We start from the raw sequence: 15,941 nt of genomic DNA on the forward strand, positions 1-15,941 counted from the left end.
CGAGCCACGCGGTGAATAAGCCCTGCTCGCCGGCCAACCCCTCCCCCTTCAGCCCGCTCTGCCATCTGCCATCTGCTATCGACTCACAGAACCGGATGACAGACGCATGAGCCAATAAAAAAACCGGCCACGGGGGCCGGTTTTTGATTTTCTGCGCAGTACGGGGCGGGATTAACCCAGGCGTACCCGTGCGTTGCGGAACATTCGCATCCAGGCGCCATCCTCGCCCCAGTTGTCCGGGTGCCAGGAGTTCGCCACGGTGCGGAACACCCGCTCCGGGTGCGGCATCATGATGGTGGCGCGACCGTCAACAGTGGTGACTGCGGTGATACCATCCGGTGCGCCGTTCGGGTTGGCCGGGTACTGCTCGGTCACCTGACCGCGGTTGTCGACGAAGCGCAGCCCCACCAGACCGCTGGATTGCAGCGCGGCGAGGTGAGCGGCATCGCGCACCTCCACCCGCCCTTCACCGTGGGAGACGGCGATGGGCATCACCGAGCCCTGCATGCCCGCGAAGAAGGCGGAGGGAGAGTCCTGCACCTGCACCAGGCTGAAGCGGGCCTCGAAACGCTCGGAGCGGTTGCGCACGAAGCGCGGCCACAAGTCGGCCCCGGGGATCAGGGTGCGCAGGTTGGACATCATCTGGCAGCCGTTGCACACGCCCAAGGAGAGGGTATCGCCGCGCTCGAAGAAGCGCTGGAACTGCTCGCGGGCGCCGTCGTTGAACAGGATGGACTTGGCCCAGCCTTCCCCCGCCCCCAGCACGTCGCCGTAGGAGAAACCGCCGCAGGCCACCAGGGTCTGGAACTGCTCCAGCTTGATGCGGCCGGACAGGATGTCGCTCATGTGCACATCCACCGCGGTGAAGCCGGCACGATCGAACGCCGCGGCCATCTCCACGTGGGAGTTGACCCCCTGCTCGCGCAGCACCGCCAGTCGGGGCGACACCCCACGGGCGATGTAGGGCGCGGCCACGTCTTCACTCGGGTTGAAGCTCAAGCTGGCGTGCAGACCCGGATCCGCGGCGTCCTGACGGGCGGCGTGTTCCTGATCGGCGCACTCCGGGTTGTCGCGCAGGCGCTGCATCTGCCAGCTGGTCTCGCCCCAGGCGGTACGCAGGGCGGTGCGGCTGGCGCGATAGATCTCATGACCCTCCCGCTTCAGCGAGATGATATCGCCCTCACAGGCGGTGCCCAGCACGTGGGAGCAGGCCGCCAGACCGTGACCGGCCAGCAGGGTCAGCACCGCTTCCTTGTCGTCGCGGCGCACCTGGATGACGGCGCCCAGCTCCTCGTTAAACAGCGCCGGCAGCAAGTCGCCACCGATGCGATCGAGCTGGATGTCGAGGCCGCAATGACCGGCGAAGGCCATCTCGGTCAGGGTGACGAACAGGCCGCCATCGGATCTGTCGTGGTAGGCGATGAGCTTGCGATCCGCCACCAGCGCCTGGATGGCGTTGAAGAAGCCCTTGAGCTGGACCGGATTGTCGAGATCCGGTGCGCTGTCGCCGAGCTGGCGATAGACCTGGGCCAGGGCCGAGGCGCCGAGGCGCTGCTTGCCGTTGCCCAGATCGATCAGGATGAGATCCGTCTCGCCGAGATCGGTGCGCAGCTGCGGGGTGACGGTGTTGCGCACGTCCTCCACCCGGGCGAAGGCGGTGATGAGCAGGGAGAGCGGCGAGGTGACGCTGCGCTCCTCGTCATCCTGCTGCCAGCGGGTCTTCATGGACATGGAGTCCTTGCCGACCGGGATGGTGATGCCGAGCGCCGGGCAGAGCTCCTCGCCCACCGCCTTGACCGCCTCGTACAGGCCGGCATCTTCCCCCGGGTGGCCGGCGGCGGCCATCCAGTTGGCGGAGAGCTTGACCCGCTTCAAGGAACCGATGTGGGCCGGCGCCAGGTTGGTCAGCGCCTCGGCCACCGCCATGCGGGCGGAGGCAGCGTGGGAGAGCAGCGCCACCGGGGTGCGCTCGCCCATGGACATGGCTTCGCCGTGATAGCTGTCGTAGGTGGCGGCGGTGACCGCGCAATCGGCCACCGGGATCTGCCAGGGGCCGACCATCTGATCGCGGTTGACCAGGCCGGTCACGCTGCGATCGCCGATGGTGATGAGGAAGGATTTCTCCGCCACGGTCGGCAGGCGCAGCACCCGCTCGGCCGCCTCGCTCAGGGTGATGCCGTCCAGCTGCAAGGCCTTGCCACGGGCCGGCAGGCTGGCCACGTCGCGGTGCATCTTGGGGGCCTTGCCGAGCAGCACGTCCAGCGGCAGATCGATGGGCTGGTTGTCAAAGTGGCTGTCGGAGAGGGTGAGATGCTTCTCTTCGGTGGCGGTGCCGATCACGGCATAGGGGGCGCGTTCGCGCTCGCACAGGGCCTTGAACAGCGGCAGCTTGTCCTGGGCCACGGCCAGCACGTAACGCTCCTGGGATTCGTTGCACCAGATCTCCAGCGGGCTCATGCCAGGCTCGTCGCTCTGGATGGCGCGCAGGTCGAAGCGACCACCGCGCTCGCCGTCGTTGACCAGCTCCGGCATGGCGTTGGAGAGGCCACCGGCCCCCACGTCGTGGATGAAGACGATGGGGTTGTCATCGCCCAGCTGCCAGCAGCGGTCGATCACTTCCTGGCAGCGGCGCTCCATCTCGGGGTTGTCACGCTGCACAGAGGCAAAGTCCAGATCCTCGGCGGACTGGCCGGAGGCCATGGAGGAGGCCGCGCCGCCCCCGAGGCCGATGTTCATGGCCGGGCCACCCAGCACGATCAGGGCGGCCCCGACCGGGATCTCCCCCTTCTGCACGTGCTCGGTGCGGATGTTGCCGATGCCGCCCGCCAGCATGATGGGCTTATGGTAGCCCCGCACCTCGACGCCGTTGTGGCTCGGCACCTTCTCCTCGAAGGTACGGAAATAACCGAGGATGGCCGGACGACCGAACTCGTTGTTGAAGGCGGCGCCGCCGAGCGGCCCCTCCTGCATGATGTCAAAGGCGCTGACGATGCGGCTCGGTTTGCCGAAATCCTGCTCCCAGGGCTGCTCGAAGCCGGGGATGCGCAGGTTGGAAACGGAGAAGCCCACCAGACCCGCTTTGGGCTTGGCGCCACGGCCTGTCGCACCCTCGTCGCGGATCTCGCCGCCGGAGCCGGTGGCCGCCCCCGGGAAGGGGGAGATGGCGGTCGGGTGGTTGTGAGTCTCCACCTTCATCAGGATGTCGACCCGCTCCTGGTGATATTGGTACTCACCGCTGGCGGGGCTCGGGAAGAAGCGGCCACCCTCGCTGCCTTCCATCACGGCGGCGTTGTCTTTATAGGCAGACAGGACATGATCCGGCGTCTGCGCGAAGGTGTTCTTGATCATCTTGAACAGCGACTTGGGTTGCAGCTGTCCGTCTATGGTCCAGTCGGCGTTGAAGATCTTGTGACGACAGTGCTCCGAGTTCGCCTGGGCAAACATGTAGAGCTCGATGTCGTTGGGGTTGCGGCCAAGCCGGGTGAAGTTCTCCACCAGGTAATCGATCTCGTCATCGGCCAGGGCCAGGCCCAGTGCCACGTTGGCCTCAGCCAGCGCGGTGCGGCCACCGGCCAGCACATCCACCTGGGTGAAGGGGCGCGGCTCCTGGTGGGCAAACAGGGCGCTCGCTTGGCTCAGCTCGTCGAACACCGTCTCCATCATGCGATCGTGCAGCAGGGCCGCCAGCTCGCCGCGCTGGGCGGCGGTCAGGGCCTGCTTGGGCTGCAGATAATAAGCAATGCCGCGCTCCAGCCGCTTGACCTGGTTCAGGCCGCAGTTGTGGGCGATGTCGGTTGCTTTGGAAGACCAGGGGGAGATAGTGCCGGGACGGGGGGTAACGAGAAACAGCTGGCCGCTGGGGGTGTGTTCTGGGATGGTCGGGCCGTAGCGCAGGAGCTGGCCCAAGGTCGCTCGCTCGGGCGGCGACAGGGGGGATGACAGCTCGGCAAAGTGCACATATTCGGCATAGACGCTCTCTATCTCTACTCCTCTCTGCACGCAGCTTTGCAGCAGCTTGTGGACACGAAACTCAGACAGTGCTGGGGCACCACGCAAGATTTCCATATACCTTTCTCACCAAGTTTTAGAGTGTGGGGGGATTTGAGACGCGCGTATTATAGGGATCAGGCCCACAAGGGACAAACGTTTTTCTCACTTAGACCGATGTGACTCGCTCCACACACTCTGGTATAAAGGAGCCTCTTTTTTGACAAATGCCGATTTTTTCAACAAGGGTATTCAACTACTTGCGCTGCATTTTTCGACTGTGTATCGGGATGTTGCTGACGCTGGCCCTGGCCGGCTGCGACTTCTATTCCCCCTCCAGCCAGCTGGAGCAGATCCGTCAACGGGGCGAGATCCGGGTTGGCACCCTCTATGGCCCCACTTCCTATTACCAGCGTGACGACATCGCCCAGGGCTTCGATTACGAGCTGGCGCAGAACTATGCCGACTGGCTGGGAGTCAAGCTGACCATCATCCCGGCCTACAGCACCGCCGGGCTGGTCGAGCTGCTGGAGCAGGGCAAGCTGGACCTCGCCGCCGCCGCCATCGTGGTGACGCCGGAGCGGCGCAAGCTGTTTCGCTTCGGCCCCGGCTTCTACCAGGTCTCCCCCAAGCTGGTCTATCGCAATGGCTCCCCCAAGCCGAAGGATCTCGGCGACATCAAGGGCACCATAGTGGTACCCGCCGGCTCCACCGGGGAGGATCTGATGAAGATACTCGCCAAGCAGTACCCCAACCTGGACTGGAGCACCAACCGGGATGCGGATGTGGAGGAGCTGCTCAAGCAGGTCGCCGACGGCAAGCTCGACTACACCGTGGTGCAGGATACGGTGCTGGCCCGTGCCCAGCGCTACTACCCCGAGCTCACCGAGGGGCTGACTCTCGACAAGAAGCAGGCCGTGGCCTGGGCCATGACCAAGCTGCCCGATGACAGCCTTTATGCCAGCATCATCGACTTCTTCGGCCAGCGCTTCATGGACGGCTCCATCGCCAAGCTGGACGAGAAGTACTTCGGCCATGTGCAGAACTTCGACTTCGTCGACACCCGTACCTTCCTGCAGCGGGCCAAGAGCCGGCTGCCCAAGTACCAGGAGCTGTTCCAGACCCACGCCAAGGAGATCGACTGGCGCCTGCTGGCGGCCATCAGCTATCAGGAGTCCCACTGGGATCCGGAGGCGCGCTCCTATACCGGGGTGCGCGGCATGATGATGCTGACCGAGCCCACCGCCAAGGCGATGGGGGTCAGCAACCGGCTGCACCCGGAGGAGAGCATCAAGGGCGGTGCCCGCTACCTGCAGGAGATGATGGAGAAGGTGCCGGACTCGGTGCCGGACGACGAGAAGGTGTGGTTCGCCCTCACCGCCTACAACATCGGCTACGGCCACATGATGGATGCGCGCCGCCTGACCAGGGAGCTCGGCAAGAATCCCGACGCCTGGAGCGATGTGAAGGAGGTACTGCCGCTGTTGCAGCAGGCCCGCTGGCATCGCAAGGTGCGCTACGGCTATGCCCGGGGTGGCGAGGCGCGCAACTACGTCAACAACGTGCGCCAGTACTACCAGAGCCTGCTCTGGCTCGACAACGAGCAGCAGAAGGCCCACCGCCGCGAGGAGCTGGACGAGGATGACAACAGCGAGCCGGCAGCGAGCGATGAGCACCCCACCATCATCGCCGAGGTGGTCAAGCAGATCATCGCCCCTTGACCCGGGTGTGTTATCCGGTTGAGTTCTCTGTTAACATCGTTCCAGGCCTGAGCCTGTCTGACAGGTGCTTATCGCAACATATTCATCAAGTTGCGATACTGATAACAGAATGCACCGACGGGCCTCAACATCAGTGCCAGGATGACCAGGGAGGAGAACAAGATGCGAACTCGCAGAAGAGCCACGTTGACCAGGAAGACCAAGTGTTCCTGGAGCCCAAGACGCAAGCTCAAACTCAATGACATGAAACGCAAGATATGGCGCCGAAACCGCTCCTACACCTTGCTGATCGCAGAGCACACAGAATAAAAAACCCGGCAAATGCCGGGTTTTTTAATGCCTCATGCCGACTCGACCGGACTCGCCGCAAGGAGCACCGCCCGCTTCGAGACCAGGCTGTTGCAGTGATTGCAGAAGTAATCCACCGCCCCGCAGGCCCTCAGCCGCTCCAGCGCCTGCTGGCAGCTCGGGCAGCGGGCCAGGATCCGGTAGCGGGTCTGACATTGGCCACAGGCGGTCTCGCCGCTGCGGCTGTCCAGCTCGGCGTTGCAGGCCGGGCACGTCAGGATGCTCATCGATGACTCCTCATGAAGTGAATGAGCGCTGGGTGGGCCCAGGGCTCATTAACCTTCGCGCTTAAGGCTAAAAAAACGGCTGCCGCGAGGGCAGCCGTCTCGGCTTATTTCTTGCTCTTGGTCCGCGCCTTGAGCAGGCGATCCCGTTGCCGCTCCTGGCTCAGGGTCAGGGTATTCTTCCTGCCCTCGAACGGGTTGACCGACTCCTGGAATTCGACCCGGATCGGGGTGCCCATGATCTTCAGGGACTTGCGGAAGTAGTTGATCAGATACCGCTTGTAGGAGTCCGGCAGATCGTTCAACTGGTTGCCGTGGATGACGATGCGCGGCGGGTTGTAACCACCGGCATGGGCATACTTCAGCTTGACCCGGCGACCGTTCACCATGGGCGGCTGGTGATCTTCCTGCGCCATCTGCATGATGCGGGTCAGCATGGCGGTGCTGGTACGGCGGGTGGCGGACTGGTACGCCTCCTGGATGGACTCGAACAGGTGGCCGACACCGCTGCCGTGCAGGGCGGAGATGAAGTGCACCCGGGCGAAGTCGATGAAGCCGAGGCGACGATCCAGCTCGTTCTTGACGTCCTCTTTCACCTTCTGATCCAGGCCATCCCACTTGTTCACCACCAGTACCACGGAGCGGCCGGAGTGGAGCACGAAGCCGAGGATGCTGAGATCCTGATCGGTGATGGTCTCACGCGCGTCGATCACCAGCAGGCAGACGTTCGCATCCTCAATCGCCTTGAGGGTCTTGATGACGGAGAACTTCTCCACCGTCTCGTGCACCTTGCCACGACGACGCACCCCGGCGGTGTCGATGATCACGTACTTCTGATCGTCACGCTCCATCGGGATATAGACGGAGTCGCGGGTGGTGCCCGGCATGTCATAGACGATGACGCGGTCTTCACCCAGCATGCGGTTGGTCAGGGTCGACTTGCCGACGTTGGGACGACCGACGATGGCGAACTTGATGGGCAGGTCGGCGAACGGGGTCTCCTTGGTGTCTTCCCTGGTGTCCAGATCACCGGCGGCAACCATGCGCAGCAGGGCTTCTTCATCGAAGTCCTCTTCCAGTTCCTCTTGCGCATCCTCCTCGCTGCCAGCGGCGGCCTCGACCAGCTCTTCCAGGTGGGGGGCCAGCGCCAGTTCCAACAGGCTCAGCACGCCACGACCGTGGGCGGCGGCGATCTGGTAGACCTCCCCCAGCGCCAGCGCGTAGAACTCGGACACGGCGGAATCACCGTCGATGCCGTCGGTCTTGTTGGCGACCAGGAACACCTTCTTGTGGGTCTTGCGCAGGTGCTCGGCGATGGCCTGATCGGCGGCGGTGAGACCGGCCCGCGCGTCCACCATAAACAGCACCACATCGGCTTCTTCGATGGCCAGCAGGGACTGCTCGGCCATCTTCAGCTCGATCCCCTCCTCGGTGCCATCGATACCACCGGTATCGACCACGATAAATTCCAGCTCGCCCAACTTCGCCTGGCCGTATTTACGGTCCCGGGTCAGGCCGGGAAAATCGGCAACCAGGGCATCCCGGGTACGGGTCAGGCGGTTAAACAGGGTGGATTTCCCCACGTTGGGGCGGCCCACCAGGGCTACTACAGGAGTCATAAAAGCCTCATTCTCAAGACGACAAAGGCTCCGGGTCCGAAGACCAGGAGCCGGATATTCAGATTGAAGGGTGATCAGGGACGCTGCAAGGCGTACAACTTGCCACCACGGCTCTGCACATACAGGGTGTCACCGTCCACCAGGGGGGCGGCATAGAGACCACTGCTGTCGAGCTGCTGCATCGCCTTGATGGTACCGTCGGTACGATCCAGCCAATACAGGTAACCTTCCACATCGCCGACCACCACGTAGTCACCGAAGATGACGGGGGCGGTGACGCTGCGATTTTCCAGCTGGGTGTTGGACCACAGTTCCAGTCCGTTGCGACGATCGACCGCGAACAGGTGGCTGCGGCTGTCGGTCAGCACTATGGCGTTGCCGGTCACCGCCAGGTCACGATAGCCGGAATACTTGCGCTTCCACACCTCGTCACCCGTCATCAGCTTGCGCGCCATCAACTGACCATTGTAGGCGATGGCATAGAGCTCATCACCGGCGATGAGCGGGGTCGCATCCACGTCCACCATGCGATCCAGTTCGGTCGCACCGCGGGGATCCGCCACCTTGGACTGGCGCACCGGCTGGCCATTGCTGAGCAGGGCGATGCCGACCTTGCCATCGGCACGGCCATAGAGCACGGCGCCGTTGGTGATGACCGGGGCACTGGCACTGCGCAGGGTCAGCGGTGGCTGCTCCTCGGACAGGGTCCACTGCTGCTTGCCTTCGTCGGTGTCCAGGGCAATCAGGCGGCCAGAGGTGGTCAACACCACCACCCGACCATCCTCGACCGCCGGGCTTGCCACCACTTCACCCGGCACTGTGGTCTGCCACAGCACTGCCCCGTCCGCCTCGTTCAGGGCGTAGACCACCCCGTTCTCGGAGCCGAGGAACAGCTTGCCGTAGCGAGAGACCAGACCGCCGGAGAGACGGGCGCTGCGCTTGTCGACATTGGCCGGTAGTTCCGCCAGATCCACGCTCCACAGCACCTGACCGCTCTTGCGATCGAAGGCGGTGACATCACCATCCCGGGCGGCGGCATAGATATGATCCTCTTCCACCGCAGGTTTCAACTGGGAATAGAAGTCACCTATGCCATCCCCGACGGAGGAGGACCACTGGGTATCGGCGGTGAACGCCGACTCCACCACCGGCAGCGCGGCCATCGGGGTCAGATCTTCTTCCGAGCTGAACAAGGAGCAGCCCTGCAAGGCCAGGGAGACCGCAGCCCCCAGCATCATTCGTTTGTACAGATTACGCATCCGGTGCCCCACCCGCAGTCACGGCTGGCAGCGCCAGATCGTCCATCTTCAGCTTGAGCTCGGCGCTCGCCTGCAGGCCGCCGGCATCCGCCGCCGCCTGGTAGGCTTCGCGCGCCTCCTCCGGCTTGCCCTGCTTGAGCAGCACATCGCCACGGGCCTCGGCAACCTGGGCCTTGAAGGCGTCGTTGTTGATCTTGGCGAGCTGGGCCAGGGCCTCGTCGGCCTTGCCCTGATCGTTCAGGACCCGGGCCAGACGCAGGGCGGCGATGGGCTTGAGGCTCTCGTCCCCACCCGTCGCGACCAGGGTCAGCTGCTCGACCGCCAGATCCAGCTTGTTGGCCTTGACGGCAGCCGCCGCCAGTTGCAGGGCCGCCAGCTCGGCGTAAGCATCGCCCTTGTGCGCCGTGATGAAGCTCTTCGCCTGCTCAAGGGCGGCATCGTCGCCCTTGGCCAGCTGGGCGGTCATCTCGTTGTAAGCCTGGGAGGCGGCCTCCTGGCTGGTCAGCTGATGCTCGTTGTAATAGCGCCAGCCAAAGAGGCCGATCAGGCCGATCACAGTCCCTGCAAGTACCGAGGTCCCGTTCTCTTTCCACCAGCTCTTGATGACTTCGACCTGTTGTTCTTCGGTGGTATAAACTTCCACAGCTTATTCTCCTTTAGCTGCCAGCAGGGCGATGGCGGCATCGACCGTAACGGTCTGTTGCTCGGCCTGGCCACGCAGATACTTGATGGTGATCTCCCCGCTTTGCACCTCGGTCTCGCCGAGGATCAGGGCAATGGCCGCGCCGCTCTTGTCGGCACGCTTGAGTTGTTTCTTGAAGTTGCCGCCACCGCAATGGCTCATCAGCCGCAAGTCCGGCAGCGCATCACGCAGCCGCTCGGCCAACTGGAAGCCGGCTTGCTCTGTGCCCTCGCCCACCATGGCGAGATAGACATCCACCGCCGGGCGGATGTCGGCGTTGAGCTCGAGGGTCTCCAGCATCAGCACCAGTCGCTCCATGCCCATGGCAAAGCCGACCGCCGGGGTCGCTTGACCACCGAGCTGCTCCACCAGACCGTCATAGCGGCCACCGGCCAGGACTGTGCCCTGGGCACCCAAGCTGGTAGTGACCCACTCGAATACGGTGAGGTTGTAATAATCGAGACCGCGCACCAACCGCTCGTTCACCTCATAGCGAATACCGGCCGACTCGAGCAGGCGCTTGAGCCCCTCGAAGTGGGCCAGGCTCGCCTCGCCAAGGTGATCGAACAGGCGGGGGGCGTCCGCCAGTATGGCCTGCACCTTCTCATCCTTGGAGTCGAGCACCCGCAGCGGGTTGCTGTACATGCGGCGCTGGCTCTCTTCGTCCAGCTGATCCTTGTATTGCTCCAGATAGGCCACCAGCGCATCGCGGTAAGCGGCACGCTCCTCAGTCTGGCCCAGGGTGTTGAGCTGCAGGGTGACGTGATCGCTGATGCCGAACAGGCGCCACAGACGATGGGTCAGCATGATGAGCTCGGCGTCAATGTCCGGCCCGTTGATGCCAAACAGCTCGACCCCGAACTGATGGAACTGGCGATAACGACCCTTCTGGGGACGCTCGTGACGGAACATGGGGCCCATGTACCACATCCGGCGTTCCTGGTTATACAGCAGGCCGTGCTCGATGCCGGCACGCACGCAGCTGGCGGTCCCTTCCGGACGCAGGCTCAGGCTGTCGCCGTTGCGATCCTCGAAGCTGTACATCTCTTTTTCGACCACATCGGTCACTTCGCCGATGGCGCGTTTGAACAGATGAGTCTGCTCGACGATGGGCATGCGCACTTCGCTGTAGCCATAGCTGGCCACGACCTGGCGCAGGATCTGTTCCACTTTCTGCCATACCGGGCTCTGCTCCGGCAGGCAATCATTCATACCGCGAATCGCTTGGATCTGTTTTGCCACGTTGATACTCGAGAAAAAGACGTGAAATTTGGCCGCATTATAGGGATTTTCGACCCCGAGGTAAAATCAGGGTGCCCAGATGCGGGATTTAAAATCAACTACCTAAAGCCGGGGCCACCCCAGGTGGCCCCGCTCTGGTTGAACCTTTACCGGTTCAACCCTTGTCTATCTGGATCTGGTTGGCCGGATCCAGCATGGCCGCCCGGGCACGGATGCGCCGCTCCAGGGTCGGAATGAGATCCTTGTTGTCGAGCCGGTCGACCCGCTGCCCACCTTCGTAGAAGGCACTCTTGTTGGCGGCGCCCGCCAGCCCCAGATCCGAGACCAGCGCCTCGCCCGGGCCGTTGACCACACAGCCGATGATGGAGACATCCATCGGGGTGATGATGTCTTCCAGCCGCTCTTCCAAGGCGTTCACCGTGCTTATCACGTCAAACTCCTGACGCGAACAGGAGGGGCAGGCGATGAAGTTGATGCCACGGGAGCGGATGCGCAGGGACTTGAGGATGTCAAAGCCCACCTTCACCTCTTCCACCGGATCGGCGGCCAGCGAGATGCGGATGGTGTCACCGATGCCATCGACCAGCAGCATGCCGAGCCCGATGGCTGACTTCACCGCGCCGGCGCGGAAACCGCCCGCCTCGGTGATGCCGAGGTGCAGCGGCTGCTCGATCTGCTTGGCCAGCAGGCGGTAGGCACCCACGGCCAGGAAGACGTCGGACGCCTTGACGCTCACCTTGAAGTTGTCGAAGTTGAGGCGATCCAGGTAATCCACGTGGCGCATGGCCGACTCGAGCAAGGCTTCGGGGGTCGGCTCGCCGTATTTCTCCTGAATATCCCGCTCCAGGGAGCCACCGTTGACCCCGATGCGGATCGGGATGTTGTAGTGGCGCGCACAATCGACCACGGCGCGCACCCGCTCCTCGTTGCCGATGTTGCCCGGGTTGATGCGCAGGCAGTCTGCGCCGTATTCGGCCACTTTCAGGGCGATACGGTAGTCGAAGTGGATGTCGGCGACGATGGGAATGCGGGTCTGCTGCTTGATGAGCTTGAAGGCTTCAGCCGCCTCCATGGTGGGCACCGAGACCCGGACTATGTCCGCCCCCACCCGCTCGATCCGCTGGATCTGCTCGACGGTGGCGGCCACGTCCGTGGTCTTGGTGTTGGTCATGGTCTGCACAGTGATGGGGGCATCGCCCCCAACCGGCACGTTGCCGACCATGATCTGCTTGGATTTGCGACGAATGATGGGGGATTCGTGAGCGGACATGGCGGACAGATTACTCCTGCGGCAGTGAGAAGCGAGCAGTCCGGCCGTTGTTGTAACGGCTCATGTCGAAGGACTTGCCCTGATATTCGAGATTGACCGCCATGGGCGCGCCAACGATGAATTTGAGTGGCTCGGGTCCTTCCAGCACGAGTACGTCATTTGCCTTCTTCAGACCGCTGAACAGGGTCTTGCCGTTGGCATCCTTGACATCCAGCCAGCAGTCGGCGGTGAAGCTCATCTTGAGCTGGGGCAGCTTGCCCGGCTCGGTGCTGGCTTCATCGGCCGGAGCCACAGTCGCCACCGCGGCAGACGCCTCGGTCGTCACAGCGGCGCTGACCTCGACGACGGCCGGCTCGAGGGCAACGGCATCGCTCACCACGGGATCGACGGCAATGGCCACCGCCTCGGAGGCGACGGGCAGCACGGGATCGGCCACGTCTATGGCGGTCACCGAGTTGGCACTCGGCATGTTGCCGGTCGTCCCCATCTCGGTCGCCGCCAGGGCGTCATCACCGGCGGAGCGACGAGCCGTGCTCTGCCACCACCAGGCGATGGAGAGCGCGATCAGCACCAGGATCACCAACCAGGTCACCACCTTGAGCCGACTGTCGTTGGCTTGCTGGCGGGAGCGGCGGGAGAAGCTCTGCATGTCGATGTTATCGGGTGGCGTCAGCCCCAGCTTGTCGTAAGCCGCCAGTATGGTTTCCTCGGGGATGCCGACCAGCTTGGCATAGGCACGCAGATAGCCGCGGATAAAGGTATGAGAAGTGTGCTTGTCATAGCTATCCGCTTCGATCTCGGAAATCAGGGTCAGACGAAGGTGAATGCGGGACGCAACTTGCTCTCGTGTCCAGCCGAGCTGCTCACGGGCGTTGCGCAGCAGTTGGCCTGGGCCTACTGCCTGGGAGTCGTCTTGAAAATCGTGTGGCTGTTCAGTAGTCATTGGCTAAGTAACGCTTGGCTTGTTGCGAAGTGGGATATTGCTTTACCAGCTCAGTCCCGAATTGGTGAAGTAATGCCGGCTTGTCCATGGCTTGCGCCAGCCGTAGCCTCAACCAGAGGCTGTCCTCGTTTTCGTCTGCCACCTCGGCAAAACGAACGAGGTAAGACTGCACGTCAGGCAGCTTGCCATCTTTCATGGAAAGCTCGGCCATGTCCAGCAATAACCTTGGATTGCGAGGATTATACCCCAAGGCCAGACGATAGTATTCGCCAGCCTTATCATTTCTATTATTTTGCAGGGCGCAGAGCGCCGCATTCTCGTAGGTATCGGCGATCTTGACATAATCCGGCTGGCTGACCGCCTGCATGAAGGCCTTCTCGGCTTCGTCGAAACGCCCCCGGTTACAGAGGAAGGCACCGTAGTTGTTCATCGCGTCAGCATTGGTCGGATCTATGTCGAGGGCCTTGCGATAGTTGGTCTCGGCCGCCTTGAAGTCTTCGACCTGCTGGTAGAAATAGGCGAAGCCGATATAGACCTGAGGGTTGCTGGGGTCGTACTGCAGGGCGCGATCAAGATTGAACTTGGCCTGTTCGGCATTGCCCTGGCGCAGATATTGAATGCCCAGATCGAGACGCGTCTGGGCAGCCGCCTTGAAGTCGGGTCCCACTTCACGCTGGGTCGAATTCTGGCCAGCGTAAGTGGTCTCGGTGACACAGCCTGGCAGCGCGCAGAGCGCCGCCACTACGATCAATGTACGGATATCCATTTCCTGTCTATACAATGGCTTAGCGGTTCAAACCATTTTGACGGAAATCCCATCCCGTTGCATCCGATTTTTCATGGTGCGTTTGGTACGGTCGATCACCTCCCCCACCAGCTGGCCACAGGCCGCGTCTATGTCTTCTCCCCGGGTCTTGCGCACTATGACGGTGAAGCCATATTCCATCAACACCTTGGAGAAACGGTCGATGCGACTGTTGCTCGGCTTGCCAAAGGGGTTGCCCGGGAAGGGGTTGAACGGGATCAGGTTGATCTTGCAGGGGGTGTCTTTGAGCACCTTGGCCAACTCGTGGGCCTGCTGCATGTCGTCATTGATATGATCGAGCAGCACATACTCCACGGTCACCCGGCCACCGTTGGCATTGGACTTGGCCAGATAGCGGCGTACCCCGGCGAGGAAGTTCTCGATGTTGTACTTGTCGTTGATCGGCATGATCTCGGAGCGCAGCTCGTCGTTCGGCGCGTGCAGGGAGATGGCCAGTGCCACGTCAATCTGGTCACCCAGCATGTCAAGGGCAGGCACCACCCCTGAGGTCGAGAGGGTGACGCGACGCTTGGAGATGCTGAAACCGAAGTCATCCATCATCAGCTTCATGGCCGGTACCACGTTGGCCAGGTTGAGCAGCGGCTCACCCATGCCCATCATCACCACGTTGGTGATGGGACGCTTGCCACCGACGACCTTGGCGGCGCGCCACACCTGACCGATGATCTCGGACACCTTCAGGTTACGGTTGAAGCCTTGTTGGGCGGTGGAGCAGAAGGTGCACGCCAGCGCGCAGCCGACCTGGGAGGAGACGCACAGGGTGGCCCTGTCCCCTTCCGGGATATAGACGGTCTCGACTTCCTGATCGCCGACCTGCAACGCCCACTTGATGGTGCCGTCGGAGGAGCGCTGTTCGCGGCTGATCTCAGGTGCACGGATCTCGGCGATGGTCTTGAGACGCTCACGCAGCGCCTTGTTGACGTTGTTCATCTGATCGAAATCATCACAACCAAAGTGATAGATCCACTTCATTATCTGATCTGCCCGGAATGGCTTCTCGCCCAGCTCGACGAAGAAGGCACGCATGGCATCCCGATCGAGATCCAGCAGGTTGGTTTTTGTTTCGCTCATCAATGGCCTCAGCTCACACACTTCATAAATTATTGGCTGACTTACGTCAGGGGGCGGCATTGTACAAATAATGGGTCTGGCTTTCCACCTGGAGAATAAGAGGAGTTGGCCCAAAAGACCAAAAAACAAAAGGGAGCCGAGGCTCCCTTGGTCATCAACGGGTGAAATCAGCCGCGCGGGCAGATCTCGTCGTCGGAGAAGAAGTAGGCGATTTCACGGGCGGCAGAGGCCGGGGCATCGGAGCCGTGTACGGCGTTGCGATCGATACTCTCGGCGTAGCAGGCACGCAGGGTACCGGCCAAGGCCTCTTTCGGGTTGGTGGCACCCATGATCTCGCGATGGCGACGGATGGCCTCTTCCCCTTCCAGCACCTGCACCATGACGGGACCGGAGGTCATGAAACCGACCAGCGCATCATAGAAAGGCTTGCCCTGATGCTCGGCGTAGAAACCGGCGGCCTGCTCGCTGCTCAGGTGCAGCATCTTGGCGGCGATAACCTTCAGGCCAGCGCTCTCGAAACGGTTGTAGATGGCACCGATCAAGTTCTTGCTGACAGCATCCGGCTTGACGATAGAAAAGGTACGTTCGATAGCCATTGAGATCTTTCCTTAACTACAGAGTTTTATTGTAAGAATCCATGTTCGGCGGCGATTATACGTAAACAAAAACCGAAATAACACACAAAAAAGCAACTTTTTATTAAACAAACACATCGCTAAAACAACATCACCACTCATCTTGTCCCAGTG

At 62.2% G+C, this 15,941-nt stretch carries 12 protein-coding genes; 1 reads left to right on the forward strand and 11 read right to left on the reverse strand.

Annotated elements, in window-relative coordinates; genetic code table 11:
* Window positions 1-171 precede the first annotated feature (171 nt).
* A complete protein-coding gene (gene purL / locus KW825_RS09735) occupies window positions 172-4,065 on the reverse strand; it encodes a phosphoribosylformylglycinamidine synthase (protein WP_218329064.1) in 3,894 nt (1,297 codons plus the stop codon).
* A gap of 149 nt (window positions 4,066-4,214) precedes the next feature.
* Here purL and mltF point away from each other — a divergent pair, with 149 nt between their 5' ends.
* The gene (mltF, locus tag KW825_RS09740) at window positions 4,215-5,708 is read left to right on the forward strand and encodes a membrane-bound lytic murein transglycosylase MltF (protein WP_218329065.1); all 1,494 of its coding nucleotides are present in this window, start codon (window positions 4,215-4,217) and stop codon (window positions 5,706-5,708) included.
* A 341-nt stretch (window positions 5,709-6,049) separates the two neighbouring features.
* Here mltF and KW825_RS09745 read toward each other — a convergent pair whose 3' ends face one another.
* The 10 genes from KW825_RS09745 to ndk all read right to left on the reverse strand — a co-directional run bounded on the left by KW825_RS09745 (window position 6,050) and on the right by ndk (window position 15,788).
* The gene (locus KW825_RS09745) at window positions 6,050-6,283 is read right to left on the reverse strand and encodes a zinc ribbon domain-containing protein (RefSeq protein ID WP_218329066.1); all 234 of its coding nucleotides are present in this window, start codon (window positions 6,281-6,283) and stop codon (window positions 6,050-6,052) included.
* A 104-nt stretch (window positions 6,284-6,387) separates the two neighbouring features.
* Entirely contained in the window at window positions 6,388-7,899 is a 1,512-nt protein-coding gene (der, locus tag KW825_RS09750; RefSeq protein ID WP_218329067.1) for a ribosome biogenesis GTPase Der, read from the reverse strand.
* A 74-nt stretch (window positions 7,900-7,973) separates the two neighbouring features.
* Window positions 7,974-9,158, reverse strand: a complete 1,185-nt coding sequence (bamB, locus tag KW825_RS09755; protein ID WP_218290928.1) for an outer membrane protein assembly factor BamB — start codon at window positions 9,156-9,158, stop codon at window positions 7,974-7,976.
* On the reverse strand, window positions 9,151-9,801 hold the full coding sequence (locus tag KW825_RS09760) for a tetratricopeptide repeat protein (RefSeq protein WP_218329068.1): 651 nt from the start codon (window positions 9,799-9,801) through the stop codon (window positions 9,151-9,153). The genes bamB and KW825_RS09760 overlap by 8 nt, the downstream gene beginning before the upstream one ends.
* Before the next feature lie 3 nt (window positions 9,802-9,804).
* Complete coding sequence (gene hisS, locus KW825_RS09765) at window positions 9,805-11,082, reverse strand: histidine--tRNA ligase (protein ID WP_042652391.1); 1,278 nt, start codon at window positions 11,080-11,082, stop codon at window positions 9,805-9,807.
* Between the two features lie 154 nt (window positions 11,083-11,236).
* Window positions 11,237-12,352: a flavodoxin-dependent (E)-4-hydroxy-3-methylbut-2-enyl-diphosphate synthase gene (gene ispG / locus KW825_RS09770; protein ID WP_042652392.1), complete on the reverse strand. Its 1,116-nt coding sequence runs from the start codon at window positions 12,350-12,352 to the stop codon at window positions 11,237-11,239.
* Window positions 12,353-12,362: 10 nt separating this feature from the next.
* Entirely contained in the window at window positions 12,363-13,295 is a 933-nt protein-coding gene (locus KW825_RS09775) for a RodZ domain-containing protein (RefSeq protein WP_218290926.1), read from the reverse strand.
* Window positions 13,285-14,076: a PilW family type IVa pilus biogenesis/stability lipoprotein TapF gene (tapF, locus tag KW825_RS09780; RefSeq protein ID WP_126623341.1), complete on the reverse strand. Its 792-nt coding sequence runs from the start codon at window positions 14,074-14,076 to the stop codon at window positions 13,285-13,287. Before tapF ends, KW825_RS09775 begins: the two co-directional genes overlap by 11 nt.
* Window positions 14,077-14,088: 12 nt before the next feature.
* Window positions 14,089-15,192 carry a bifunctional tRNA (adenosine(37)-C2)-methyltransferase TrmG/ribosomal RNA large subunit methyltransferase RlmN gene (locus KW825_RS09785; protein ID WP_042652395.1) on the reverse strand — a complete coding sequence of 368 codons (1,104 nt, stop codon included), beginning with the start codon at window positions 15,190-15,192 and terminating at the stop codon, window positions 14,089-14,091.
* A gap of 167 nt (window positions 15,193-15,359) precedes the next feature.
* Complete coding sequence (ndk, locus tag KW825_RS09790) at window positions 15,360-15,788, reverse strand: nucleoside-diphosphate kinase (protein WP_042652396.1); 429 nt, start codon at window positions 15,786-15,788, stop codon at window positions 15,360-15,362.
* Window positions 15,789-15,941 lie beyond the last annotated feature (153 nt).

Source organism: Aeromonas sp. sif2433 (assembly GCF_019218705.1).
In the GTDB taxonomy this organism is placed as follows: Bacteria; Pseudomonadota; Gammaproteobacteria; order Enterobacterales; family Aeromonadaceae; genus Aeromonas; species Aeromonas encheleia.

Excerpts from the sequence above, each read along its gene's own strand:
- purL (WP_218329064.1), bottom strand. The coding sequence starts at position 4,065 with ATGGAAATCTTGCGTGGTGCCCCAGCACTGTCTGAGTTTCGTGTCCAC.
- mltF (WP_218329065.1), top strand. The coding sequence starts at position 4,215 with ATGCCGATTTTTTCAACAAGGGTATTCAACTACTTGCGCTGCATTTTT.
- KW825_RS09745 (WP_218329066.1), bottom strand. The coding sequence starts at position 6,283 with ATGAGCATCCTGACGTGCCCGGCCTGCAACGCCGAGCTGGACAGCCGC.
- der (WP_218329067.1), bottom strand. The coding sequence starts at position 7,899 with ATGACTCCTGTAGTAGCCCTGGTGGGCCGCCCCAACGTGGGGAAATCC.
- bamB (WP_218290928.1), bottom strand. The coding sequence starts at position 9,158 with ATGCGTAATCTGTACAAACGAATGATGCTGGGGGCTGCGGTCTCCCTG.
- ispG (WP_042652392.1), bottom strand. The coding sequence starts at position 12,352 with ATGTCCGCTCACGAATCCCCCATCATTCGTCGCAAATCCAAGCAGATC.
- KW825_RS09775 (WP_218290926.1), bottom strand. The coding sequence starts at position 13,295 with ATGACTACTGAACAGCCACACGATTTTCAAGACGACTCCCAGGCAGTA.
- KW825_RS09785 (WP_042652395.1), bottom strand. The coding sequence starts at position 15,192 with ATGAGCGAAACAAAAACCAACCTGCTGGATCTCGATCGGGATGCCATG.
- ndk (WP_042652396.1), bottom strand. The coding sequence starts at position 15,788 with ATGGCTATCGAACGTACCTTTTCTATCGTCAAGCCGGATGCTGTCAGC.